We start from the raw sequence: 23204 nt of genomic DNA, 5'->3' as shown, positions 1-23204 counted from the left end.
TGTGCAGGAGGAATACCGAAACCCTGTGGGGTTCTGCAATGCTTCGACGTTGTGTCGGGGAAAAAGACACTGCCTCAAACCCATAAAAAATGCCCCGTATCGATTGATACGGGGCATTTCGGTTTCATGCTCGATCGGCCTGCTCGTGACAGGCCGGATAAGCTTAGGCCAAGGCTTCCTCGCGCTTGCCCAACATACGGTCACAGACCACGGCGACCACCAGGGTCATCACCGATGGCACCAGCCAGGCCAGCCCTTGCTCGCTCAGCGGCAAGTGGGCCAATTGGGAGGGCATCCAGTCCGCAAGACCCGCGCCCTTAAGGGCGTCGATCAGGCCGAAGATGAACGACACCAGCATCACCGGGCCGACGATGCGACCTTGCTCGTGCCAGAAGTCCTTGCAGAAGCTCAGTGCCACCAGGGCGATGCACGGCGGGTAGATCGCTGTCAGCACCGGGATCGAAAACGCGATCAGCTTGGTGAGGCCCAGGTTGGACACCAACAGGGAAAACGCAGCCAGGATGATGACCAGCGTTTTGTAGGACAGTGGCAATACACGACTGAAATACTCGGCGCAGGCGCAGGTCAGGCCAACCGCGGTCACCAGGCAAGCCAGAGAAATCAGTACCGCGAGGAAACCGCTGCCGAGGGAGCCAAAGGTGTGTTGTACGTAGGCATGCAGTACCGCCGCACCGTTAGTCGCACCAGCCGCCACTTCATGGCTGCCCGAACCCAGGCGGAACAAGCTGACATAAACCAGCGCCAGACCCACACCGGCAATCAATCCGGCGATGATCGCGTAACGGGTGATCAGGACCGGCGATTCGACACCGCGGGAGCGGATAGCGTTGACGATAACGATGCCGAACACCAGGGCGCCCAGGGTATCCATGGTCAGGTAACCATTGATGAAGCCTTGGGAAAACGGCGCCGCAACGTATTCAGGTGTTGCATGCCCGATATCACCGGCCGGCAAGGCGAATGCCGCGATGCCCAGCACAGCCAGGGCAATGATCTTCAACGGTGCGAGGAAGCGTCCAACCGTGTCCAGCAAGCGGCCCGGGTACAGGGAAATGAAGAACACCAGCAGGAAGTAGACCGAGCTATACAGGAAAAGCGCCAGCGGGCTTTCGCCGGTCAAGGGCGCCAGGCCCACTTCGAACGATACGGTCGCGGTACGTGGCGTCGCGAACAGCGGACCAACGGCCAGATAGCACGCAGCCGCCAACAGTCCACCGGCGACTTTACCGATCGGACTGCTCAATGTATCCATCGCGCCACCAACCTTGGCCAGTGCGACAACGGTGATCACCGGCAGACCAACGGCGGTGATCAGGAAACCCAGCGCCGCCATCCAGACATTAGGCCCGGACTGCAAACCGACGATAGGCGGGAAGATGATGTTGCCAGCCCCGACAAACAGGGCGAACGTCATAAAACCAAGTGCCAGGATGTCCTGGCCTTTCAACACTTTCATTAAGGAAATACCACACTACTGAATCGGAATTTAGAGAGGGATTTCCCTATGGGTGAGGGAAATGCTGTCGGTCCGTATGAGACTGACCCGTTTAGCGCGTCGCTGCCTTGTGGGCCGCAGACGCAAAAATGGCGCGTATCCTAACGAATTTGAGCGTCAAGCGCACTGTTAAGGGGCGAACTATCCGATACACGACACTCCCGTGTCGTGTTCACGTATCTAAATTTCATGAACCTCCTCGTCACAAAAAAGCCTCAAGCGTTTCCAAAGAACCAGAAACGACAAAGGCCACCCGAAGGTAGCCTTTGTTTGGTAAAGCGTCAGCTAAGCGCGAAGCTTACTTGACTGCCCAACCAGTCAGCTCGGCCAGGGCCTTGCCGATGTCTGCCAGCGAACGCACGGTTTTAACGCCTGCGTCTTGCAGCGCAGCGAATTTCTCGTCTGCAGTGCCTTTGCCGCCAGAGATGATTGCACCAGCATGGCCCATGCGCTTGCCCGGAGGAGCAGTCACACCAGCGATGTAGGAAACAACCGGCTTGGTCACGTGTGCCTTGATGTAGGCAGCCGCTTCTTCTTCAGCCGAACCGCCGATCTCACCGATCATCACGATCGCTTCGGTCTTCGGGTCTTCCTGGAACAGCTTCAGGATGTCGATGAAGTTCGAACCCGGGATCGGGTCACCACCGATGCCGACGCAAGTCGACTGGCCGAAACCGGCGTCAGTCGTTTGCTTCACAGCTTCGTAGGTCAGGGTGCCGGAACGGGAAACGATACCGACCTTGCCTGGCAAGTGAATGTGACCAGGCATGATGCCGATCTTGCATTCGCCTGGAGTGATCACGCCTGGGCAGTTAGGGCCGATCAGGGTAACACCCAGCTCGTCGCACTTAACTTTAGCGTCCAGCATGTCCAGGGTAGGAATGCCTTCGGTGATGCACACGATCAGCTTGATACCGCCGAAAGCAGCTTCCAGGATCGAGTCCTTGCAGAAAGGAGCCGGAACGTAGATCACGCTGGCGGTGGCGCCAGTGGCAGCTACAGCGTCTTTCACGGTGTTGAACACTGGCAGACCCAGGTGCTCGGTGCCGCCTTTACCAGGAGTTACACCACCAACCATCTTGGTGCCGTACTCGATGGCTTGCTGGGTGTGGAAACTACCTTGCGAACCGGTAATACCCTGGCAGATAACTTTGGTGTCTTTATTGATCAGGACGCTCATTATTTGCCCTCCGCAGCTTTGACAACTTGTTGAGCAGCGTCGGTCAGGCTGGTAGCAGCGATGATGTTCAAACCGCTTTCTGCCAGTACTTTAGCGCCCAGCTCAGCGTTGTTGCCTTCAAGGCGAACAACAACCGGGATTTTCACGCCGACTTCTTTCACGGCGCCGATGATGCCTTCGGCAATCATGTCGCAACGAACGATGCCGCCGAAGATGTTGACCAGTACTGCAGCGACGTTGGTGTCGGACAGGATGATCTTGAATGCTTCGGTCACGCGCTCTTTGGTAGCACCACCACCTACGTCGAGGAAGTTGGCTGGCTTGCCGCCGTGCAGGTTGACGATGTCCATGGTACCCATGGCCAGGCCGGCACCGTTGACCATGCAACCGATGTTGCCTTCCAGTGCTACGTAGTTCAGTTCGAACTTGGCAGCGTGCGCTTCGCGCGGATCGTCTTGCGACGGATCGTGGAAAGTCTTCAGCTTAGGCTGACGGTACATCGCGTTGGCGTCGATGTTGATCTTGGCGTCCAGGCAGTGCAGATCGCCGTCAGCCTTGATCACCAGCGGGTTCACTTCCAGCAGGGCCAGATCGTGATCCTGGAACAGTTTGGCCAGACCTACGAAGATCTTGGCGAACTGGGCAACTTGCTTGCCTTCCAGACCCAACTGGAATGCCAGCTCGCGACCCTGGAATGGCTGAGCGCCAACCAGTGGATCGATAGTGGCTTTCAGAATTTTTTCTGGAGTGTCGTGAGCGATTTTCTCGATGTCCACGCCACCTTCGGTGGAAGCCATGAACACGATGCGACGGCTCGAACGGTCAACGACAGCGCCCAGGTACAGCTCTTTAGCGATATCAGTGCACGATTCAACCAGGATCTTGGTGACTGGCTGACCATTGGCGTCAGTCTGGTAGGTCACCAGACGCTTGCCCAGCCACTGCTGTGCGAAGGCTTTGGCGTCTTCTTTGTTGCGAACCAGCTTGACGCCGCCCGCTTTACCGCGACCACCGGCGTGAACCTGGGCTTTTACAACCCACTCGCTGCCGCCGATTTTATCGCAAGCTTCTGCTGCTGCTTCCGGGGTGTCTACCGCGTAACCGGTGGATACCGGCAGGCCGTACTCAGCGAACAGCTGCTTACCCTGATACTCGTGAAGATTCATGCTTTTTACCGTCTTCGTTAGGTACTGCGCATTCGGTGCTGCACTTGTTGAAGTGCCGCACCACCTGTGACTGCTGCTTGCGTAGCTGAGCTACGCAAGACTGCGTCCGGCGGACATTCCGCGGTGAGTCTTGCATGCAAGGCTCACGACGGGCCGCAACCGCCGTGGTTTCTTATTGTCTTTTCAGACATTTGAAAACTGCTGTGCTAGGAAATACTGCGTTAAAAACAGGCTCGGAATGCTCATTGACTGACGTCAACTCCGCTTCCTCACCTGTTTTTGCCTTGTCTTTCCTTCGCTCGCTACGTTTTCAAATTGCCTTCAACGCTTCTTGCGGTTGGCGATGTGGATGGCGCCGCCATTCACTGCCAGAGCTGCTTCGTGCAAGGCTTCAGACAGGGTCGGATGGGAGAAAACCATCATGCCCAGGTCTTCAGCGCTGGTGCCGAATTCCATACCGATTGCGCCCTGTTGAACCAGTTCTGCAGCACTCGGGCCAATCACGTGGACGCCCAACACGCGGTCAGTCTTGGCATCTGCGATGACCTTGACGAAACCACCGGTATCGTTGGCAGCCATGGCACGGCCAGAGGCTGCGAACGGGAAGGTGCCGACGTTAACTTCAACGCCTTCAGCTTTCAAGGCCTGCTCGGTTTTACCCACCCATGCAATTTCCGGGTGAGTATAAATAACCGAAGGGATCAGGTCATAGTTCATCTGGGCTTTGTGGCCCTTGATGCGCTCGACAACCATGATGCCCTCTTCCGAGGCCTTGTGAGCCAGCATCATGCCACGAACCACGTCGCCGATGGCGTAGACGCCCGGTACGGTGGTAGCGCAGTGATCATCAACGTGCACGAAACCGCGCTCGTCGAGGGTCACGCCGCAATCGGCGGCCAGCAGATCAGTGGTCACTGGACGGCGACCAACGGCTACGATCAGCTTGTCGAACGTGATGTTCTGTTCGCCGTTGGCATCGGTGTAGTTCACAACGACTTCGTCGCCGTTCACTTTGGAACCGGTAACGCGCGCGCCCAGCTTGATGTCCAGACCTTGTTTGGTCAGGGTTTTCAGCGCTTCCTTGGAAACAGCGGTGTCCGCTGCCATCAGGAAAGTGTCCAGCGCTTCAAGGACAGTCACTTGCGCGCCCAGACGCGACCAGACCGAACCCAGTTCCAGACCGATCACGCCAGCGCCGATCACGCCCAGACGCTTGGGTACGGATTGGAATTCCAGGGCACCGGTGGAATCGACGATCACATTCTGGTCGACCGGAGCCGGCGGAATGTCGATCGGACGCGAGCCAGGAGCCAGGATCACGTTTTCGGCTTCGATGACTTCAACCGAACCGTCAGGCTTGGTGACTTCGACTTTCTTGCCGGCCAGCAGCTTGCCGTGACCCTGGATAGAGGTCACACCGTTGGCTTTGAACAGGGTCGCAACGCCGGAAGTCAGGCCTTTGACGATGTTTGCCTTGCGGCCGACCATCGCTGGCACGTCCATGGTCACGCCGGCGTGATTGATGCCGTGGATCGCGAAACCGTCTTGCGCTTCGTGGAACTTCCAGGAGCTGTCCAGCAGCGCCTTGGATGGAATGCAGCCGACGTTCAGGCAAGTACCGCCGAGGGCCAGTTTGCCTTCCTTGTCGGTGTACTTCTCGATGCAGGCAGTGCTGAGGCCCAGTTGAGCGGCCTTGATGGCAGCCACGTAGCCGCCAGGGCCCGCACCGATCACTACTACGTCAAATTTCTGCGACATTCAAAAAATCCTCTTTAGCGAAAAGCTTGAAGCCGCAAGCTGCAAGCCAAACTGCCTTTACCAGCAGCTTGAAACTTGCAGCTCGCGACTGCTTCTATCAGATATCCAGCAGCAAACGAGCCGGGTCTTCCAGCAGGTTCTTGATGGTCACCAGGAAGGTCACAGCTTCTTTGCCATCGATCAGACGGTGATCGTAGGACAGAGCCAGGTACATCATCGGACGGATAACGACCTGACCGTTGATCGCCATTGGACGCTGCAGAATATTGTGCATGCCCAGAATAGCTGCTTGCGGCGGGTTGACGATCGGAGTCGACATCATCGAACCGAAGGTACCACCGTTGGTGATGGTGAACGTACCACCGGTCATCTCTTCCATCGACAGTTTGCCGTCACGGGCTTTCTTGCCGAAAGTGGCGATGCCGCCTTCGATTTCAGCCAGGCTCATCAGTTCGGCGTTACGCAGAACCGGCACAACCAGACCGCGGTCGCTGGAAACAGCCACACCGACGTCAGCATAGCCGTGATAAACGATGTCGGAGCCGTCGATCGACGCGTTGACTGCCGGGAAGCGCTTCAGCGCTTCGGTGGCCGCTTTCACGAAGAACGACATGAAGCCCAGGCGCACGCCGTTGTGAGACTTCTCGAACAGATCCTTGTACTTCGAACGCAGCGCCATGACTTCGGTCATGTCGACTTCGTTGAAAGTGGTCAGCATCGCCATGTTCGATTGAGCTTCAACCAGACGCTCGGCAACCTTGGCACGCAGACGGGTCATCGGAACGCGTTTTTCAACGCGGTCACCGGCAGCAAACACCGGAGCAGCAGCGGCAGGTGCGGCAGCCTTGGCAGGCGCGGCGGCTGGAGCGGCTTTCTTGGCAGCAACGGCTGCAACCACGTCTTCCTTGGTCACACGACCGCCTTTGCCAGTACCGGCAACGGACGCGATGTTGATGCCGTTCTCTTCAGCCAGCTTGCGAGCGGCTGGAGCAGCGACCGGATCGTCTTCGCCTTCGGCAGCTGGAGCAGCAGCCTGGGCAGCGGCCGGAGCGGCAGCGGCTGGAGCAGCGGCAGCAGCGCCGCCTTCAACGATGGAGCCCAGGACTTCGTCGGACAGAACGGTGTCGCCTTCGTTCTTGACGATAGCGCCCAGCACGCCGTCGGCAGTGGCCAGCACTTCCAGTACGACTTTGTCGGTTTCGATGTCGACGATCAGTTCGTCACGTTTGACGGCGTCGCCCGGTTTTTTGTGCCAGGTGGCAACGGTGCCATCGGCAACCGATTCCGGGAAAGTGGGGGCTTTGATCTCGATAGCCATTATCTGTGGTTCCTTAAATTCGGTTTCAGGTGCGCGAAGGCGTTAAACGGTAAACGCGTCTTGCAGCAGTTTTTCCTGCTGCTCGGCGTGCATCGAAGCGTAACCACATGCTGGGGCAGCAGAAGCCTCGCGGCCCGCGTACTCGAGTACGAGAGACTTGTTGAGGTTGCTGATGCTGCGACGCAAGTGGTGCTGGCTGCAGTACCAGGCGCCCTGGTTCATCGGCTCTTCCTGACACCAGACGGCATGCTTGGCGTTGGTGTAAGGAGCCAGGACTTCTTTCAAGTCGTCCTCAGGGAATGGGTACAGCTGCTCGATACGCACGATGGCGATATCGTCACGGCCTTCGGCACGACGTTTTTCCAGCAGGTCGTAGTAGACCTTGCCGCTACACAGAACAATGCGCTCGACCTTTTTCGGGTCCAGGGCATCGATTTCCGGGATCACGGTCTGGAACGAACCTTCGGCCAGATCTTCCAGAGTCGAGATGGCCAGCTTGTGACGCAGCAGCGACTTCGGCGTCAGGACGACCAGTGGCTTGCGCAGCGGGCGAATCACCTGACGGCGCAGCAAGTGGTAGATCTGAGCCGGGGTGGTCGGCATGCACACCTGAATGTTGTGCTCGGCGCACAGCTGCAGGTAACGCTCAAGACGCGCAGAGGAGTGCTCCGGCCCCTGACCTTCGTAGCCGTGTGGCAACAGCATGGTCAGACCACAGAGACGGCCCCACTTGTGCTCGCCGCTGGTGATGAACTGGTCGATAACAACCTGCGCACCGTTGGCGAAGTCACCGAACTGGGCTTCCCAGATCACCAGCGCGTTCGGCGTGGTGGTCGAGTAGCCGTATTCGAATGCCAGTACCGCTTCTTCCGACAGGAACGAGTCGTACAGGTCGAAGCGTGGCTGACCTTCGTACAGGTTTTTCAGCGGAATGTAGGTGCCGGCGTCTTTCTGGTTGTGCAGAACAGCGTGACGGTGCGAGAACGTACCGCGGCCGATGTCCTGACCGGTCATGCGAATCGGGTGACCTTCGAACGCCAGGGTCGCGTACGCCATGGTTTCAGCGTAACCCCAGTTGATCGGCAGGCCGCCGGCTTGCATCTTCTGACGGTCTTCGTAGATCTTCGCAACCTGGCGCTGAACCACGAAGCCTTCCGGAATTTCCAGCAGCTTGGCGGACAGTTCCTGCAGGGTTTTCAGGTCGAAGCGAGTGTCGTGACGCGCAGTCCAGGCGTGACCCAGGTACGGGCGCCAGTCCACGAACAACTCTTTGTTCGGCTCTTTGACCAGGCTCTTAACTACGTGCAGACCGTTGTCCAGCGCGTTGCGGTATTCGTCGACCTTCGCCTGAACACGCTCTGCGTCCAGCACACCGCTCTGGGTCAGACGATCAGCGTACAGCTCACGGGTGGTGCGCTGCTTGGTGATCTGCTGATACATCATCGGCTGGGTGCCGCTTGGCTCGTCCGCCTCGTTGTGGCCGCGACGACGGTAGCAGAACATGTCGATCACCACGTCGCGCTTGAACTGCATGCGGTAATCGATGGCCAGCTGGGTCACGAACAATACGGCTTCCGGATCATCACCATTCACATGGAGGATCGGCGCCTGAATCATTTTCGCAACATCGGTGGCGTACTCGGTGGAGCGCGAGTCCAGCGGGTTGCTGATGGTGAAACCAACCTGGTTGTTGATCACGATGTGCACGGTACCGCCGGTCTTGAAACCGCGGGTCTGCGACATCTGGAAGGTTTCCATGACCACGCCCTGACCTGCAATTGCAGCGTCACCGTGGATGGAGATCGGCAGAACCTTCTCGCCGGTAGGGTCGTTGCGACGATCCTGACGGGCACGGACCGAACCTTCGACCACTGGAGAAACAATTTCCAGGTGGGACGGGTTGAAGGCCATGGCCAGGTGAACTTCACCACCGGTGGTCATCACGTTGGACGAGAAGCCCTGGTGGTATTTAACGTCACCGGAACCCAGCTCGACCTTCTTCTTGCCTTCGAACTCGTCGAACAGCTCGCGCGGGTTCTTGCCGAAGGTATTGACCAGCACGTTCAGACGGCCACGGTGGGCCATGCCGATGACGATTTCCTTGGTGCCGTAGGAACCGGAACGCTGGATCAGCTCGTCAAGCATCGGAATCAGGCTCTCGCCGCCTTCCAGACCGAAACGCTTGGTGCCCGGGTATTTGGTGCCCAGGTATTTTTCCAGGCCTTCACCGGCAGTCACGCGCTCAAGCAAGTGGCTCTTGATGTCAGCGGAGTACGTTGGACGGCCGCGTACGCTTTCCAGACGCTGCTGGAACCACTGGCGCTGCTCGGAATCGGTAATATGCGTAAATTCAGCGCCGATGGTGCGGCAATATGTCTGCTGCAACGCTTCGTGAATTTCGCGTAGGCTCGCCTCCTCTTTGCCGATGAACAGGTCGCCGGCACGGAAGGTCGTATCAAGATCGGCATTGGTCAAGCCGTAATGATTGATCGACAGGTCTGCAGGTGCAGGACGCTGCCACAGCCCCAGCGGGTCAAGCTGGGCTGCCTGGTGGCCACGCATACGGTAGGCCTGGATCAATCGCAGCACTTCAACTTGCTTCTTCTCGTGCTCACTGCTCACGCTGCCGGCGGAAACCGGTTGAGCGCGGCGCTGGTTCTTTGCCAGCAAGACGAAATGATCGCGAATTGTGGAGTGCGAAACATCGGTGGAAGAGTTGCCGTCAGCAGGCAACTTCTGGAAGTAGGTGCGCCACTCTTCTGGCACAGCGTTAGGGTCGTGCAGGTAAAGCTCGTAGAGCTCTTCCACATAGGCAGCGTTACTACCGGATAGGTAGGCACTGTTCCACATGCGCTGCATCACGCTTTCTTGCATGCTTGGTCACCCTCGGTTAGGGGAACACCATCGGTGTCGACGCCGAGCAAACTTGCAGAAGTCCGAATGCAGCGACCAAAACAAGCCACTAGGATCACACTGATAGTCCGGGTACCAGCCCGGATGCCCCTGCTTGTCTCATTTCTTCAAAATAAGAGCGGCAGCTTTATGAGCTGCTGCTCAGGTTAAAACTACGGTGCCGGTTGAAGCCTGCACCGTAGCATCCACGGGTACAGCGGTCCTACGGGTACAGCAGCTGAATCACACGCCGCTGGAAAGCAGCATGTTACGAATGTGACCGATGGCCTTAGTCGGGTTCAGGCCCTTCGGACAAACGTTGACGCAGTTCATGATCCCGCGGCAGCGGAATACGCTGAACGGGTCATCCAGCGAAGCCAGACGCTCGGACGTCTTGGTGTCACGGCTGTCTGCCAGGAAGCGATACGCTTGCAGCAGTGCAGCTGGACCCAGGAACTTGTCCGGGTTCCACCAGAAGGACGGGCAAGAGGTCGAGCAGCAAGCGCACAGGATGCACTCGTACAGACCGTCGAGCTTTTCACGCTCTTCAGGGGACTGCAGACGTTCGATGGCCGGAGCCGGCGTGTCGTTCTGCAGGTAAGGCTTAACCTTCTCGTATTGCTTGTAGAAGATGCTCATATCGACGACCAGGTCACGGATAACCGGCAAACCTGGCAGAGGACGAATGATCAACTTGTTACCTTTTACAACGGCAGACAGCGGCGTGATGCACGCCAGACCGTTTTTGCCGTTGATGTTCATGCCGTCGGAACCGCAAACACCTTCACGGCAAGAGCGACGATAGGAGAAACCTTCGTCCTGCTCTTTGATCAGGGCCAGTACGTCCAGCACCATCAGGTCTTTACCACCGGTATCAACCTGGAAATCCTGCATGAACGGCGCAGCGTCCTGATCAGGGTTGTAACGATAAACACTGACTTGCAACATGGCGGCCACCCTTAATAAGTCCGAATCTTAGGTTCAAAAGTCGGAACAGTTTTCGGCGAGAAGTTTACGGCACGCTTGGCGACGCGTTTCTCACCCGGGAAGTACAGGGTGTGGCACAGCCAGTTTTCGTCGTCACGGTCTTCGAAGTCTTCACGGGCGTGAGCACCGCGGGACTCTTTACGCACTTCGGCAGCGATGGCGGTAGCTTCAGCCACTTCCAGAAGGTTTTGCAGTTCCAGAGCTTCGATACGCGCAGTGTTGAACGCCTGCGACTTGTCGTTGATCTTGACGTTGGCGATGCGCTTGCGCAGATCAGCCAGCTGGGCAATACCCTTCTGCATGTATTCGCCAGTACGGAATACACCGAAGTAGTTCTGCATGCAGCTTTGCAGCTCGCGACGCAGGGTTGCCACGTCTTCGCCATCGGTACGCGCGTTCAGAGCGGACAGACGAGCCAGGGCCGCATTGATGTCGGCGTCGGTGGCGTCGTCGTAGTCGATACCGTCGGTCAGCGCTTTTTCCAGGTGCAGACCGGCCGCACGGCCGAAGACCACCAGGTCGAGCAACGAGTTACCGCCCAGGCGGTTGGCACCGTGAACCGATACGCAAGCCACTTCGCCGACAGCGAACAGACCAGGGATGATGGTATCTACGCCGTTGGCGTCCTGAGTCATCGCCTGACCGTGAATGTTGGTGGCAACGCCGCCCATCATGTAGTGGCAGGTCGGAACAACCGGAACCGGAGCAACCACCGGGTCAACGTGAGCAAACGTTTTCGACAGTTCGCAGATGCCTGGCAGACGGCTGTGCAGCACTTCCTCGCCCAGGTGGTCGAGTTTGAGCATCACGTGGTCGCCGTTCGGGCCACAGCCGTTGCCGGCAATGATCTCTTTAACCATCGAACGGGCAACAACGTCACGACCCGCCAGGTCTTTGGCGTTTGGAGCATAACGCTCCATGAAACGCTCGCCGTGCTTGTTGATCAGGTAACCACCTTCACCACGGCAACCTTCGGTCACCAGTACACCGGCGCCGGCAATGCCGGTCGGGTGGAACTGCCACATTTCGATGTCTTGCACCGGAACGCCAGCACGCAGAGCCATGCCGACGCCGTCACCGGTGTTGATCAGGGCGTTGGTGGTGGACGCGTAGATACGACCTGCACCGCCAGTGGCCAGAACGGTAGCCTTGGCACGGATGTAGGTGGTTTCACCGGTTTCGATGCAGATGGCGATAACGCCGACGAACTCGCCTTTCTGGTTTCTGACCAAATCGACAGCGTAGTACTCGTTCAGGAACGTGGTACCGGCTTTCAGGTTGCCCTGATAAAGGGTGTGCAGCAGGGCGTGACCGGTACGGTCGGATGCCGCGCAGGTACGTGCAGCCTGGCCGCCCTTACCGTAGTCCTTGGACTGACCGCCGAACGGACGCTGGTAGATGCGGCCGGTTTCGGTACGGGAGAACGGCAGACCCATGTGGTCCAGTTCGAAAACCGCAGCCGGGCCTTCCTGACACATGTATTCGATAGCGTCCTGGTCACCGATATAGTCGGAACCCTTGACGGTATCGTACATGTGCCAGCGCCAGTCATCGTTCGGATCCGCAGACGCGATGGCGCAGGTGATGCCACCCTGTGCCGATACGGTGTGCGAACGCGTCGGGAAAACCTTGGTGATTACGGCAGTCTTGTGACCGCCTTGTGCCAGTTGCAGCGCAGCGCGCATGCCAGCACCGCCACCACCAATGATGATGGCGTCGAAAGAAATCGTTGGAATGTTAGCCATGACTCAGATACCCCAGAGAATCTGCACACCCCAGACGAAGTAAGCGAACATCGCAACGCCGCATACTGCCTGGAAAAGGAAACGTATAGCAGTCGCGGACTTGCCGAACGCCATTGGCGTCAGGTAGTCGGTCGCGATGGTCCACATGCCGACCCAGGCGTGAGCGCCAAGGGCAACGAGGGCCAGGAGACTGAAGATACGCATCCAGTTGTTGGCGAACAGTTCATGCCACTGGGCATAGCCGAGGCCCGGGTGGGCAACGACGTATCCGATCAGAAAGATGAAGTAAGCCGCGAGAACGACCGCAGACACACGTTGCGCCATCCAGTCATAGAGGCCCGAACGCGACAGGTTCGTGACGTTAGTTACCATATCCAAACTCCTGCCAGAACGATTACCACCACGGAAATGGCGATAACGATTTTCGAGCCCAGCTTGCCGCCTTCCAGCGTCTCACCGATGCCCATGTCCATGATCAAGTGGCGCACACCGGCAACCAAGTGATACAGCAGAGCGGACAGAATGCCCCAAATCACTAGCTTCGCTAGCGGACTGGTCAGACACGCTTTCACCTGACCGAAGCCTTCCTCGGAGCTCAGCGACTTGTCCAATGCGTAAAGCATGATGGCAAGGCACACGAAGAGGATGACGCCGGATATACGGTGAAGAATGGACGTGTAAGCAGTGACTGGGAGTTTGATGGTCCTTAGGTCTAGGTTTACAGGTCGTTGGCTTTTCACGGCTTTTTTTTCACACTGAAGAGCCCCTAACAATCAGGGCAAAGTTGTTGGGGAGTGCACTGGTCAGGTAACCACCACCCAGGGAGGCGACCCCCAATAAAGCAAGCCCAAAAGCCCTTGGCGGTCGGTGGCCGAGTATAGACAGTTAGGCTACTAATGACAACGCAATCGCCTCACCCAAACAGCGGATTGCGCATCTGACATAAAAGGCGTAAATGGCAGGCAATTTCGAGAAAAAAGTCCGGTTAAAGCCTTCTGGAGCAAGACTTTAGGCAAATTGACATTCGAATTTATCTCACTATAGTGGTGCGGGCCCTGCGTGGGGGGTCTGTCTGATGATTTCAAGCATAAATAGGAGGCCACATGGCTGACAAAAAAGCGCAGTTGATCATCGAGGGCGCAGCCCCCGTCGAGCTGCCCATTTTAACCGGCACCGTTGGTCCCGATGTTATCGATGTTCGGGGCCTGACGGCCACGGGCCGTTTCACCTTTGACCCTGGTTTCATGTCGACCGCCTCCTGCGAGTCGAAGATCACCTATATCGACGGCGACAACGGCATTCTGCTGCACCGCGGCTATCCGATCGAGCAGTTGGCTGAAAAGTCGGACTATCTGGAAACCTGCTATCTGCTGCTCAACGGCGAATTGCCGACCGCAGAACAAAAGGCCCAGTTCGTCAGCACCGTCAAGAACCACACCATGGTTCACGAACAGCTGAAGACCTTCTTCAACGGTTTCCGTCGCGACGCTCACCCGATGGCCGTCATGTGCGGTGTAGTCGGCGCCCTCTCGGCCTTCTACCACGACTCCCTGGACATCAATAACCCGCAGCATCGCGAAATTTCCGCGATCCGCCTGGTTGCCAAGATGCCAACCCTGGCAGCGATGGTTTACAAGTACTCCATGGGTCAACCCATGATGTACCCGCGCAACGACCTGACGTACGCGGAAAACTTCCTGCACATGATGTTCAACACTCCGTGCGAGATCAAACCGATCAGCCCGGTACTCGCCAAGGCCATGGACCGGATCTTCATCCTCCACGCCGACCACGAGCAGAACGCATCGACCTCTACCGTACGTCTTGCCGGTTCTTCGGGTGCCAACCCGTTCGCCTGTATCGCCGCCGGTATCGCTGCACTGTGGGGCCCTGCCCACGGCGGCGCCAACGAGGCCGTTCTGACCATGCTCGATGAAATTGGCGATGTTTCCAACATCGACAAGTTCATTGCCAAGGCCAAGGACAAGAACGATCCGTTCAAGTTGATGGGCTTCGGTCACCGCGTTTACAAAAACCGCGACCCACGCGCTACCGTCATGAAGAAAACCTGCGACGAAGTGTTGAAGGAACTGGGTATCCAGAACGATCCGCAACTCGAACTGGCCATGCGCCTGGAAGAGATCGCCCTGACCGACCCGTACTTCATCGAGCGCTCGCTGTACCCGAACGTCGACTTCTACTCGGGGATCATCCTCAAGGCAATCGGCATTCCAACCAGCATGTTCACCGTGATCTTCGCCCTGGCGCGGACTGTCGGCTGGATCTCCCACTGGAAAGAAATGCTCTCCAGCCCGTACAAGATCGGCCGCCCGCGCCAGCTGTACACCGGCTACGAGTCGCGTGACATCACCAAGCTGGAAGACCGCAAGTAAGACCTGTCTTGCTGTAGCGTCTTGACCGTCCCGCAAACGGCCTCTATGAAAATAGAGGCCGTTTTTGTTTGTGCGCTTGTTGTGTACATATCCATTTCTTCGGCGACGGCCACCCCGGGTTCCACCCTTACAACAGGCGCCCCAGTCACCAGGCACTCTTGCTCCCGCCCTTGCCGTAACGTCACCTCCGTGGGAACTGACTCGCCAGCAATGATGGGACAGCCCGGGAAATTAACCGCCCCCTGCAGGAGCGAACCTGCTCGCGATGCATACCAACGATAACTCGCCCTGTCTGACCGCCCGAGCTACCCGCACGTTTTCGCGAGCAAGTTCGCACCTACATTCCTATTGGGAGAATATTCACGGAATCGTGCGATCACCGCCCAATAAAAATGCCCCGATCTTTCGACCGGGGCATCTTTTACAACTGCGTTACTTATATAAAAGCATCAAGCCTTAGTGCGAAACCGCCCCACTCGCGCCCAGACCGGTCTGCGAGCGAACGAATTGCGGGAAGAACAGCGCCCGTTCGTTGTCCGCCGCTGCCGACTTGTCGGTAATCGAGAAGAACCAGATGCCGACGAAGGCAATGATCATCGAGAACAACGCCGGGTACTCGTAAGGGAAGATGGCCTTCTCGTGGTGCAGGATCTGCACCCAAATGGTTGGACCGAGCACCATCAAACCAACTGCACTGATCAGCCCCAACCAGCCACCGACCATCGCACCCCGAGTGGTCAACTTCTTCCAGTACATCGAAAGCAGCAGAACAGGGAAGTTACAGCTCGCCGCAATGGAGAACGCCAGGCCTACCATGAATGCGATGTTCTGGCTTTCGAACAGAATACCCAGACCGATCGCCAGCACGCCCAAAATGACGGTGGTGATTTTCGAGACCCGGATTTCGTCCTTGTCGTTGGCCTTGCCCTTCTTGATCACACTGGCGTACAGGTCATGAGACACCGCCGAAGCACCTGCCAGTGTCAAACCGGCCACCACTGCCAAAATGGTCGCGAAGGCTACCGCCGAGATGAAGCCCAGGAAAATACTGCCACCGACCGCGTTGGCCAGGTGCACCGCCGCCATGTTGTTGCCGCCCAACAGCGCACCAGCCGCATCTTTAAACGCAGGATTGGTGCTGACCAACAGGATCGCGCCGAAGCCAATGATGAAGGTCAGGATGTAGAAGTAGCCAATGAAGCCCGTTGCGTACAGCACGCTCTTGCGAGCTTCTTTCGCGTCACTCACGGTGAAGAAGCGCATCAGGATGTGCGGCAGGCCAGCGGTACCGAACATCAGTGCCAGGCCGAGGGAGAACGCGGAGATCGGATCCTTCACCAGTCCGCCCGGGCTCATGATCGCTTCACCTTTAGGGTGAACCTTGATCGCCTCGGAGAACAGAATGTTGAAGTCGAAATTGACGTGCTTCATCACCATCAGTGCCATGAATGAGGCGCCGGACAGCAGCAACACTGCCTTGATGATTTGTACCCAGGTGGTCGCCAGCATGCCGCCAAACAGCACGTACATGCACATCAGGATGCCCACCAGGATCACTGCAACGTAGTAGTCGAGACCGAACAGCAACTGAATCAGCTTGCCGGCACCGACCATTTGCGCGATCAGGTAAAACGCCACCACCACCAGCGAACCACAAGCAGACAGCGTGCGGATCTGGGTTTGCCCAAGGCGGTAGGACGCCACGTCGGCAAAGGTGTACTTACCCAGGTTACGCAGGCGCTCGGCGATCAGGAACAGAATGATCGGCCAGCCCACCAGAAAACCGATCGAGTAGATCAGGCCATCGTAGCCGGAGGCGAACACCAGGGCGGAAATACCCAGGAAGGACGCTGCGGACATGTAGTCACCGGCAATCGCCAGACCATTCTGCAAACCGGTGATATTGCCACCCGCCGCATAGTAGTCAGCCGCCGACTTGTTGCGCTTGGAAGCCCAGTAGGTGATGCACAGGGTCGCGCCGACGAACACCACGAACATCAGAATCGCGGGAACGTTCAGCGGTTGTTTATGCACTTCGCCGGTCAGGGCTTCGGCTGCCCAGGCGCCAGGTGCAAAAGCTGCGATGCTCAATAGAGCCATTAGACGCCGGATCATTGCTGAGCCTCCTTGAGAATCGCATTGTTCAGGTCGTCGAATTCGCCATTGGCGCGTCGTACGTAAATGCCGGTCAGGACAAAGGCCGAAACAATCAGCCCGACGCCAATCGGTATGCCCCAGGTAATCGAAGATTCCGGGCTGATTTTCGCACCCAGAATATGCGGCCCATAGGCAATCAAAAGGATGAATCCGGAGTAAAGCCCTAGCATGATCGCCGAAAGAATCCAGGCGAATCGTTCTCTCTTGCTAACCAGCTCCTTGAATCGCGGGCTGTTTTGAATCGAGAGGTAAATGCTGTCGTTCATTGTTTTTATCCTCGCAGCACAGATTTAGTTGGAACGATATCCACTGTAAGCGGCTGCGAGCCAGGTTCCAGACGACCTTAGTCTTAGAACGACATGACGTTTTCGCCAATTTCCGGCCGATAAAAAACAGCCGTCACACAACGTCAGTCCCTCAGAAATAAAAAGGGCCGCCCGACATGGATATCGGGCGACCCTGCAATGCGCGGATTAGACGCTTGCTTGGCTATTACTTGGTCCAGTCGGCAACACGCTCCGGGTGTTTCGCCACCCATTCTTTTGCGGCGACTTCTGGCTTGGCACCATCCTGGATCGCCAACATCACTTCACCGATTTCGTCTTTCGAGGCCCATTGGAAGTTCTTCAGGAACTTGGCCACTTCAGGTGCTTTAGTTGCCAGTTCCTTGCTGCCGATGCTGTTCACGGTTTCAGCCGCGCCATAAACACCCTTCGGGTCTTCCAGGAAGCGCAGCTTCCATTTGGCGAACATCCAGTGCGGCACCCAACCGGTGACGGCGATGGATTCGTTTTTCTTCTCGGCACGGGTCAGTTCGGCAATCATGCCGGCGCCGGAACTGGCCTTGAGTTGATAGCCCGTCAGCTCGTAGTCCTTGATCGCCTGCTCGGTCTTGAGCATGACACCCGATCCTGCATCGATGCCGACGATGCGATTCTTGAAGCTTTCATCGGTTTTCAAATCAGCCAGCGACTTGGCCTTGACGTACTCCGGCACGATCAGACCGATTTTCGCGTCCTTGAAGTTCGGACCGTAGTCGACCACTTGATCTTTGTTCTTGGCCCAGTAATCGCCATGGGTCACCGGTAGCCAGGCCGACAGCATGGCGTCGAGTTTGCCGGTTGCCACGCCCTGCCACATGATCCCGGTCGCGACGGCTTGCAGCTTCACGTCATAACCGAGTTTCTGCTTGATCACTTCTGCCGCTACGTGAGTGGTCGCGACGCTGTCGGACCAACCGTCAACGTAACCGATGCTCAGGGTCTTGCTCTCGGCATTGGCGAATGTGGAGCCAATCGCAAGTACCAGAGCGGCACTTGCACCTAAAAGTCGTCGCATCTTCATCGTTACTTCCCCGAAAGTGCTGCGCTCGACGGGTGCCGAGTCGCGTCAACGTATTGTTATGGTGCACAGCGCCCCCATCACGCCCACCGCAAACCCGTTCGATCATCAGCGCGTTTATCAACGAGGGTACTGACGCCTCCGATAATCAACCTGACGACAAGGGCGACCTGCTCTGCCAGCGACCTCAAGACATCGAGAAACGACATCAGAAAGCCATTAATCCGTGGCACCGCACACTCGCCGATCAATCCGCCCGAACTTTGCATGTCAAAATCATGCGGGCCACCAAGCACACGGCAAATGCAGGTAACATGCGCCGCTTTGCTCCCAGACGGCCTGATCATGCCTGCGACATCCCGCTTCCCTTTTTTCGCTTATCTATTCGCCTGCCTGCTGGGCATCTTTGCCCTCTGTGGTTTCTGGTACGGCCTCGGCAAACCGGTGATTCTGCCGGACGTCGCCAGCGCGACGCACAAGCTGCAATGCGCTTCCTACACCCCCTTCGACAAGGACCAGTCGCCGTTCGATCAGCCGTTCAAACTGCGCCCCGAGCGCATGGACGCCGACCTCGCCCTGCTGGCGACCCGTTTCGAGTGCATTCGCACCTACTCGATGACCGGTCTTGAGGCGCTGCCGGACCTGGCGCGCAAGCACGGGTTGAAGCTGATGATCGGCGCCTGGGTCAACAGCAATCCGGTGGACACCGAAAAAGAAGTCGACCTGTTGATCGCCTCGGCCAACGCCAACGCGGACGTGGTCACGGCGGTGATCGTCGGCAACGAAACCCTGCTGCGCAAGGAAGTCACCGGTGCGCAGCTGGCGAAGCTTATTAATAAAGTCAAAAGCCAGGTCAAACAGCCTGTCACTTATGCCGACGTTTGGGAGTTCTGGCTCAAGCACCCGGAAATCGCGCCAGCCGTGGATTTCCTCACCATCCATTTGCTGCCCTATTGGGAGGACGATCCTTCGAACATCGACGCCGCCCTGCAACATGTGGCCGAGGTGCGCCAGGTGTTCGGCAACAAATTCGCGCCCAAGGACGTGATGATTGGCGAGACGGGCTGGCCAAGCGAAGGCCGCCAGCGTGAAACCGCCTTACCGAGCCGGGTCAATGAAGCCAAGTTCATTCGCGGTTTCGTCGCCATGGCCGAACAACAGGGCTGGCACTACAACCTGATCGAAGCCTTCGACCAACCGTGGAAGCGCGCCAGCGAAGGAGCGGTCGGCGGCTACTGGGGACTGTTCGATGCCGATCGCCAGGACAAGGGCGTGCTGGCCGGGCCGGTGACGAACGTGCCGTACTGGTCGCAGTGGCTGGTGGTGGGTGGCTTGATCTTCCTCGGTACGCTGATCCTTGGCGGTCGCGTGCGCAGCACTCGCGCTGCGCTGGTATTGCCGCTGCTGGGGGCCCTGGCCGCTTGCGCGATAGGTGCCTGGGGTGACCTGGCGCGGGTTACCACGCGCTTTGGCAGTGAATGGCTTTGGGTTGCCTTGCTGACAGCGTTGAATCTGTTGGCGCTGGCCCATGCGGCGCTGACGCTGAGCCCGCGCACCGGTTGGCGTGGATGGGCGTTCAATGCGCTGGAACGACGAGCGGGTTGGTGGGTGGCGTCCACAGGGTTTGCTGCTGCAGTAATGATGCTGGAAATGGTGTTCGACCCACGCTATCGAAGCTTCCCGAGCGTCGCATTCATCGTGCCAGCATTGGTTTATCTGTGCCGTCCAGTCAATGTGCCGCGCCGCGAAATCGCCCTGCTGACCTTCATCATCGGTGCCGGTATTGCGCCACAACTGTATCGCGAGGGTTTGCAGAACCAGCAGGCCTGGGGCTGGGCGCTGGTGAGCGTGTTGATGGTAGCCGCGTTGTGGCGCTGCTTGCGCGTACGCAAACGCTGATCTTTAGCGCCTTTATTGGCCTCATCGCGGGCAAGCCACGCTCCCACAGGAATCTTTGTCTTACGTAGACTCTGTATTCACTGAAACCCACTGTGGAAGCGGGCTTGCCCGCGCTGACGATTTATCAGGCAGTGCGCGATGCACGCACCAACCGCAACCCGGCAATCACTACCGCAAAAACCGCCAGGGTCGTGTTGTACAGCGCCAGCGCCGGAAACCCGAACACCAGCGCCAGCACCGCCAACCACCACCCTGCCCGCCCCGGCAGCAAGAAGCCGATCACCGCAGCCGCCAGCGCACTCCAGCCCAATACGTTGAAGTGAATCATCAGACCCAGATTCGAACGGACCTGGCATTCCCAACGACTCGCCTCATCCACGCAGATGCCTACCCATTGCGCATCCTCCATGAAGCCGTAACGCGCGCCATAACTGGCGGCCAGCCATACAGGCAGCAAAACAAGCAGCAAAATCACGGGCAGACGACGGGACATGAAGCACTCCAATAAGCGAAAAACGGCGGCCAGCTTAATCGCCCGACAGCCTTACGCAAGCGCTAACAACAGTTAACTGGCCATTCAATCGCTGCAAAGTGTATCGTCCGACTACTATTACTTCGAAATCAGGCCTGTTTGGTGCCGATGCGTGGCACTTTGGCGCAAATTCAATGGTCATAGCCTGCGAACTTCATTCGACACCTTTTTTAAGGGATCCAGTCATGCTCCGTTCCTTGCGCTTCGCTGCCCTGTTTGGCGGCCTGATATTAAGTGCGTCCGCAATGGCGGTCGATATCGACGCCGCCAGTTATGGCTACCCCTTGACCAACCCGTTCGAGGCGACCATCGCCACGACGCCTCCGGACTTGCGTCCCGAGCTGCCGCTGGACGACGACATCCATCAGTCGGATCGCAGCATGACCTTGCGCCCGGAGCGGGCATTCAATTTGCCGGACAACTTCTGGGCGGTAAAGAAACTCACTTACCGCATTGCCACCCAGGATAAAGCCGCACCGCTGATCTTCCTGATCGCCGGCACCGGCGCACGCTATGACAGCAGCATTAACGAGTACCTGAAAAAGCTCTACTACAAGGCCGGCTATCACGTGGTGCAACTGTCGTCGCCCACCAGCTTCGACTTCATCAGTGCCGCCTCACGCTTCGCGACGCCGGGCATCACCAAGGAAGATGCCGAAGATATGTACCGGGTGATGCAAGCCGTTCGTGCACAAAACCCCGGCGTCCCCGTCACCGATTACTACCTGAGCGGCTACAGCCTGGGCGCCCTGGATGCGGCCTTCGTCGCGCACCTGGACGAGACCCGCCGCAGCTTCAACTTCAAGAAAGTCCTTCTGCTCAATCCGCCGGTGAATCTCTACACCTCGATCACCAACCTCGACAAGCTGGTGCAGACCGAGGTCAAGGGCATCAACAACACCACCACGTTCTACGAGCTGGTGCTGAACAAACTGACCCGCTACTTCCAGCAGAAAGGCTACATCGATCTCAACGATGCACTGCTCTACGACTTCCAGCAGTCCAAGCAGCACCTGAGCAATGAACAGATGGCCATGTTGATCGGCACTTCGTTCCGCTTCTCGGCGGCCGACATCGCCTTTACCTCTGACCTGATCAACCGCCGCGGCCTGATTACCCCACCCAAGTACCCGATCACCGAGGGCACCAGCCTTACGCCGTTCCTTAAGCGCGCACTGCAGTGCGACTTCGACTGCTACATCACCGAGCAGGTGATTCCGATGTGGCGTGCCCGCACCGATGGCGGCAGCCTGCTGCAACTGATCGATCAGGTCAGTCTGTACGCGCTGAAGGACTACCTGCACGACAGCCCGAAAATCGCCGTCATGCATAACGCCGACGACGTGATCCTCGGCCCTGGCGACCTCGGCTTCCTGCGCAAGACCTTTGGCGATCGCCTGACGCTCTATCCGCTGGGCGGCCACTGCGGCAACCTTAACTACCGCGTCAACAGCGACGCCATGCTGGAGTTCTTCCGTGGCTAAATACCTCCTGCTTATCGCTGCGTTACTCTGTGCAGGCGTGGCCAACGCCGACAACAGCAAAGCCAACGCCCCGGTGGTGGTCGACAGTGACGGCTTCAAAGAGCCCCTGAGCAAACTCAAGATCAACCCAGGCCTGGATCAGCGCGAGTTCGAACGATCCACGCTCAGCGCATTGAGCGTGTATGACCCGCTGGAAGAGTGGAACCGCCGCGTCTACCACTTCAACTATCGGTTCGATCAGTGGGTGTTCCTGCCAGTGGTCAACGGCTATCGCTACGTCACACCAGGTTTCTTGCGCACGGGTGTCAGCAACTTCTTCAACAACCTCGGTGATGTACCGAACCTGCTGAACAGCCTGTTGCAGTTCAAGGGCCAACGTTCGATGGAAATCACCGGGCGACTGCTGCTCAACACTACCATCGGCATCGCCGGCCTGTGGGATCCAGCCACCGCCATGGGGCTACCTCGCAAGAACGAAGACTTTGGTCAGACCCTGGGCTTCTATGGCGTGCCAGGCGGTGCGTATTTCGTATTGCCGATCCTTGGCCCGTCGAACCTGCGTGATACCGGCGGACTGGTGGTGGACTTCAGTGCGGAGTCGGCGATCAACTACCTGAACGTCTCAGAAGTCAGCTCCAACCATCCGGAAATCTGGGTGCTGCGCGCCATCGACAAGCGCTATCAGACCAGTTTCCGCTATGGCCAACTGAACTCGCCGTTCGAATACGAGAAGGTACGCTACGTGTACACCGAGTCGCGCAAGTTGCAGATTGCCGAGTAATCCAGGCGCTACAAACGACTGAGGGAGCGAGCTCGCTCCCTCAGTCGTAGATGTT

General features: G+C 57.8%; 18 protein-coding genes. 4 read left to right on the top strand and 14 right to left on the bottom strand.

Annotated features, from left to right (window positions below):
• Positions 1-163 precede the first annotated feature (163 nt).
• From brnQ to sdhC, 10 genes are all read right to left on the bottom strand, one after another.
• A complete protein-coding gene (gene brnQ / locus AC1Q6D_RS17290; protein WP_103402528.1) occupies positions 164-1477 on the bottom strand; it encodes a branched-chain amino acid transport system II carrier protein in 1314 nt (437 codons plus the stop codon).
• A 337-nt stretch (positions 1478-1814) separates the two neighbouring features.
• Positions 1815-2696: a succinate--CoA ligase subunit alpha gene (sucD, locus tag AC1Q6D_RS17285; RefSeq protein ID WP_003223019.1), complete on the bottom strand. Its 882-nt coding sequence runs from the start codon at positions 2694-2696 to the stop codon at positions 1815-1817.
• Positions 2696-3862 (bottom strand): ADP-forming succinate--CoA ligase subunit beta, encoded by a 1167-nt coding sequence (gene sucC, locus AC1Q6D_RS17280; protein ID WP_003223015.1) that lies wholly within the window; start codon positions 3860-3862, stop codon positions 2696-2698. The genes sucD and sucC overlap by 1 nt, the downstream gene beginning before the upstream one ends.
• 321 nt (positions 3863-4183) lie before the next feature.
• Complete coding sequence (lpdA, locus tag AC1Q6D_RS17275; RefSeq protein ID WP_047531878.1) at positions 4184-5620, bottom strand: dihydrolipoyl dehydrogenase; 1437 nt, start codon at positions 5618-5620, stop codon at positions 4184-4186.
• 97 nt (positions 5621-5717) lie between these two features.
• Positions 5718-6938 (bottom strand): 2-oxoglutarate dehydrogenase complex dihydrolipoyllysine-residue succinyltransferase, encoded by a 1221-nt coding sequence (gene odhB, locus AC1Q6D_RS17270; protein WP_103402527.1) that lies wholly within the window; start codon positions 6936-6938, stop codon positions 5718-5720.
• 42 nt (positions 6939-6980) lie between these two features.
• Complete coding sequence (locus AC1Q6D_RS17265; RefSeq protein WP_103402526.1) at positions 6981-9812, bottom strand: 2-oxoglutarate dehydrogenase E1 component; 2832 nt, start codon at positions 9810-9812, stop codon at positions 6981-6983.
• Positions 9813-10073: 261 nt separating this feature from the next.
• Positions 10074-10778 (bottom strand): succinate dehydrogenase iron-sulfur subunit, encoded by a 705-nt coding sequence (locus tag AC1Q6D_RS17260; protein ID WP_047538970.1) that lies wholly within the window; start codon positions 10776-10778, stop codon positions 10074-10076.
• An 11-nt stretch (positions 10779-10789) separates the two neighbouring features.
• Complete coding sequence (gene sdhA, locus AC1Q6D_RS17255) at positions 10790-12562, bottom strand: succinate dehydrogenase flavoprotein subunit (protein ID WP_103402525.1); 1773 nt, start codon at positions 12560-12562, stop codon at positions 10790-10792.
• A gap of 3 nt (positions 12563-12565) precedes the next feature.
• A complete protein-coding gene (sdhD, locus tag AC1Q6D_RS17250) occupies positions 12566-12934 on the bottom strand; it encodes a succinate dehydrogenase, hydrophobic membrane anchor protein (RefSeq protein WP_047531886.1) in 369 nt (122 codons plus the stop codon).
• Positions 12928-13302, bottom strand: a complete 375-nt coding sequence (sdhC, locus tag AC1Q6D_RS17245; protein WP_103402524.1) for a succinate dehydrogenase, cytochrome b556 subunit — start codon at positions 13300-13302, stop codon at positions 12928-12930. Before sdhC ends, sdhD begins: the two co-directional genes overlap by 7 nt.
• 363 nt (positions 13303-13665) lie before the next feature.
• Here sdhC and gltA point away from each other — a divergent pair, with 363 nt between their 5' ends.
• Positions 13666-14955 carry a citrate synthase gene (gene gltA / locus AC1Q6D_RS17240; protein ID WP_008032658.1) on the top strand — a complete coding sequence of 430 codons (1290 nt, stop codon included), beginning with the start codon at positions 13666-13668 and terminating at the stop codon, positions 14953-14955.
• A 456-nt stretch (positions 14956-15411) separates the two neighbouring features.
• Here the strand turns inward: gltA and AC1Q6D_RS17235 are convergent, their stop codons facing one another.
• The 3 genes from AC1Q6D_RS17235 to AC1Q6D_RS17225 all read right to left on the bottom strand — a co-directional run bounded on the left by AC1Q6D_RS17235 (position 15412) and on the right by AC1Q6D_RS17225 (position 18456).
• Positions 15412-17070: a cation acetate symporter gene (locus tag AC1Q6D_RS17235; RefSeq protein WP_103402523.1), complete on the bottom strand. Its 1659-nt coding sequence runs from the start codon at positions 17068-17070 to the stop codon at positions 15412-15414.
• Positions 17067-17378 (bottom strand): DUF485 domain-containing protein, encoded by a 312-nt coding sequence (locus AC1Q6D_RS17230; protein ID WP_007939152.1) that lies wholly within the window; start codon positions 17376-17378, stop codon positions 17067-17069. The genes AC1Q6D_RS17235 and AC1Q6D_RS17230 overlap by 4 nt, the downstream gene beginning before the upstream one ends.
• A 226-nt stretch (positions 17379-17604) precedes the next feature.
• The gene (locus AC1Q6D_RS17225) at positions 17605-18456 is read right to left on the bottom strand and encodes a glycine betaine ABC transporter substrate-binding protein (RefSeq protein ID WP_103402522.1); all 852 of its coding nucleotides are present in this window, start codon (positions 18454-18456) and stop codon (positions 17605-17607) included.
• A gap of 300 nt (positions 18457-18756) precedes the next feature.
• Between AC1Q6D_RS17225 and AC1Q6D_RS17220 the strand changes: the two genes are divergently transcribed.
• Positions 18757-20352, top strand: coding sequence for a glycoside hydrolase family 17 protein (locus AC1Q6D_RS17220; protein ID WP_103402520.1), 1596 nt, complete (start codon positions 18757-18759; stop codon positions 20350-20352).
• 124 nt (positions 20353-20476) lie between these two features.
• On the opposite strand, the gene AC1Q6D_RS17215 is transcribed toward AC1Q6D_RS17220, so the two are convergent.
• Positions 20477-20845, bottom strand: a complete 369-nt coding sequence (locus AC1Q6D_RS17215) for a hypothetical protein (RefSeq protein WP_047531899.1) — start codon at positions 20843-20845, stop codon at positions 20477-20479.
• Positions 20846-21069: 224 nt separating this feature from the next.
• On the opposite strand from AC1Q6D_RS17215, the gene AC1Q6D_RS17210 reads away from it, so the two are divergent.
• Together AC1Q6D_RS17210 and AC1Q6D_RS17205 are read left to right on the top strand one after the other, a co-directional pair.
• A complete protein-coding gene (locus tag AC1Q6D_RS17210) occupies positions 21070-22368 on the top strand; it encodes a serine/threonine protein kinase (protein ID WP_103402519.1) in 1299 nt (432 codons plus the stop codon).
• Entirely contained in the window at positions 22361-23149 is a 789-nt protein-coding gene (locus tag AC1Q6D_RS17205) for an MlaA family lipoprotein (RefSeq protein WP_103402518.1), read from the top strand. Before AC1Q6D_RS17210 ends, AC1Q6D_RS17205 begins: the two co-directional genes overlap by 8 nt.
• Positions 23150-23204: the final 55 nt, after the last annotated feature.

Source organism: Pseudomonas sp. MT92 (genome assembly GCF_058792515.1).
The sequence above is the reverse complement of the archived record's forward strand: the minus strand, read 5'-3'. Positions and strand labels throughout refer to the sequence as shown.

Coding starts and splice junctions, on each gene's coding strand:
- brnQ (WP_103402528.1), bottom strand. CDS start 1,477: ATGAAAGTGTTGAAAGGCCAGGACATCCTGGCACTTGGTTTTATGACG.
- sucD (WP_003223019.1), bottom strand. CDS start 2,696: ATGAGCGTCCTGATCAATAAAGACACCAAAGTTATCTGCCAGGGTATT.
- sucC (WP_003223015.1), bottom strand. CDS start 3,862: ATGAATCTTCACGAGTATCAGGGTAAGCAGCTGTTCGCTGAGTACGGC.
- lpdA (WP_047531878.1), bottom strand. CDS start 5,620: ATGTCGCAGAAATTTGACGTAGTAGTGATCGGTGCGGGCCCTGGCGGC.
- odhB (WP_103402527.1), bottom strand. CDS start 6,938: ATGGCTATCGAGATCAAAGCCCCCACTTTCCCGGAATCGGTTGCCGAT.
- AC1Q6D_RS17265 (WP_103402526.1), bottom strand. CDS start 9,812: ATGCAAGAAAGCGTGATGCAGCGCATGTGGAACAGTGCCTACCTATCC.
- AC1Q6D_RS17260 (WP_047538970.1), bottom strand. CDS start 10,778: ATGTTGCAAGTCAGTGTTTATCGTTACAACCCTGATCAGGACGCTGCG.
- sdhA (WP_103402525.1), bottom strand. CDS start 12,562: ATGGCTAACATTCCAACGATTTCTTTCGACGCCATCATCATTGGTGGT.
- sdhD (WP_047531886.1), bottom strand. CDS start 12,934: ATGGTAACTAACGTCACGAACCTGTCGCGTTCGGGCCTCTATGACTGG.
- gltA (WP_008032658.1), top strand. CDS start 13,666: ATGGCTGACAAAAAAGCGCAGTTGATCATCGAGGGCGCAGCCCCCGTC.
- AC1Q6D_RS17235 (WP_103402523.1), bottom strand. CDS start 17,070: ATGATCCGGCGTCTAATGGCTCTATTGAGCATCGCAGCTTTTGCACCT.
- AC1Q6D_RS17230 (WP_007939152.1), bottom strand. CDS start 17,378: ATGAACGACAGCATTTACCTCTCGATTCAAAACAGCCCGCGATTCAAG.
- AC1Q6D_RS17225 (WP_103402522.1), bottom strand. CDS start 18,456: ATGAAGATGCGACGACTTTTAGGTGCAAGTGCCGCTCTGGTACTTGCG.
- AC1Q6D_RS17220 (WP_103402520.1), top strand. CDS start 18,757: ATGCAGGTAACATGCGCCGCTTTGCTCCCAGACGGCCTGATCATGCCT.
- AC1Q6D_RS17215 (WP_047531899.1), bottom strand. CDS start 20,845: ATGTCCCGTCGTCTGCCCGTGATTTTGCTGCTTGTTTTGCTGCCTGTA.
- AC1Q6D_RS17210 (WP_103402519.1), top strand. CDS start 21,070: ATGCTCCGTTCCTTGCGCTTCGCTGCCCTGTTTGGCGGCCTGATATTA.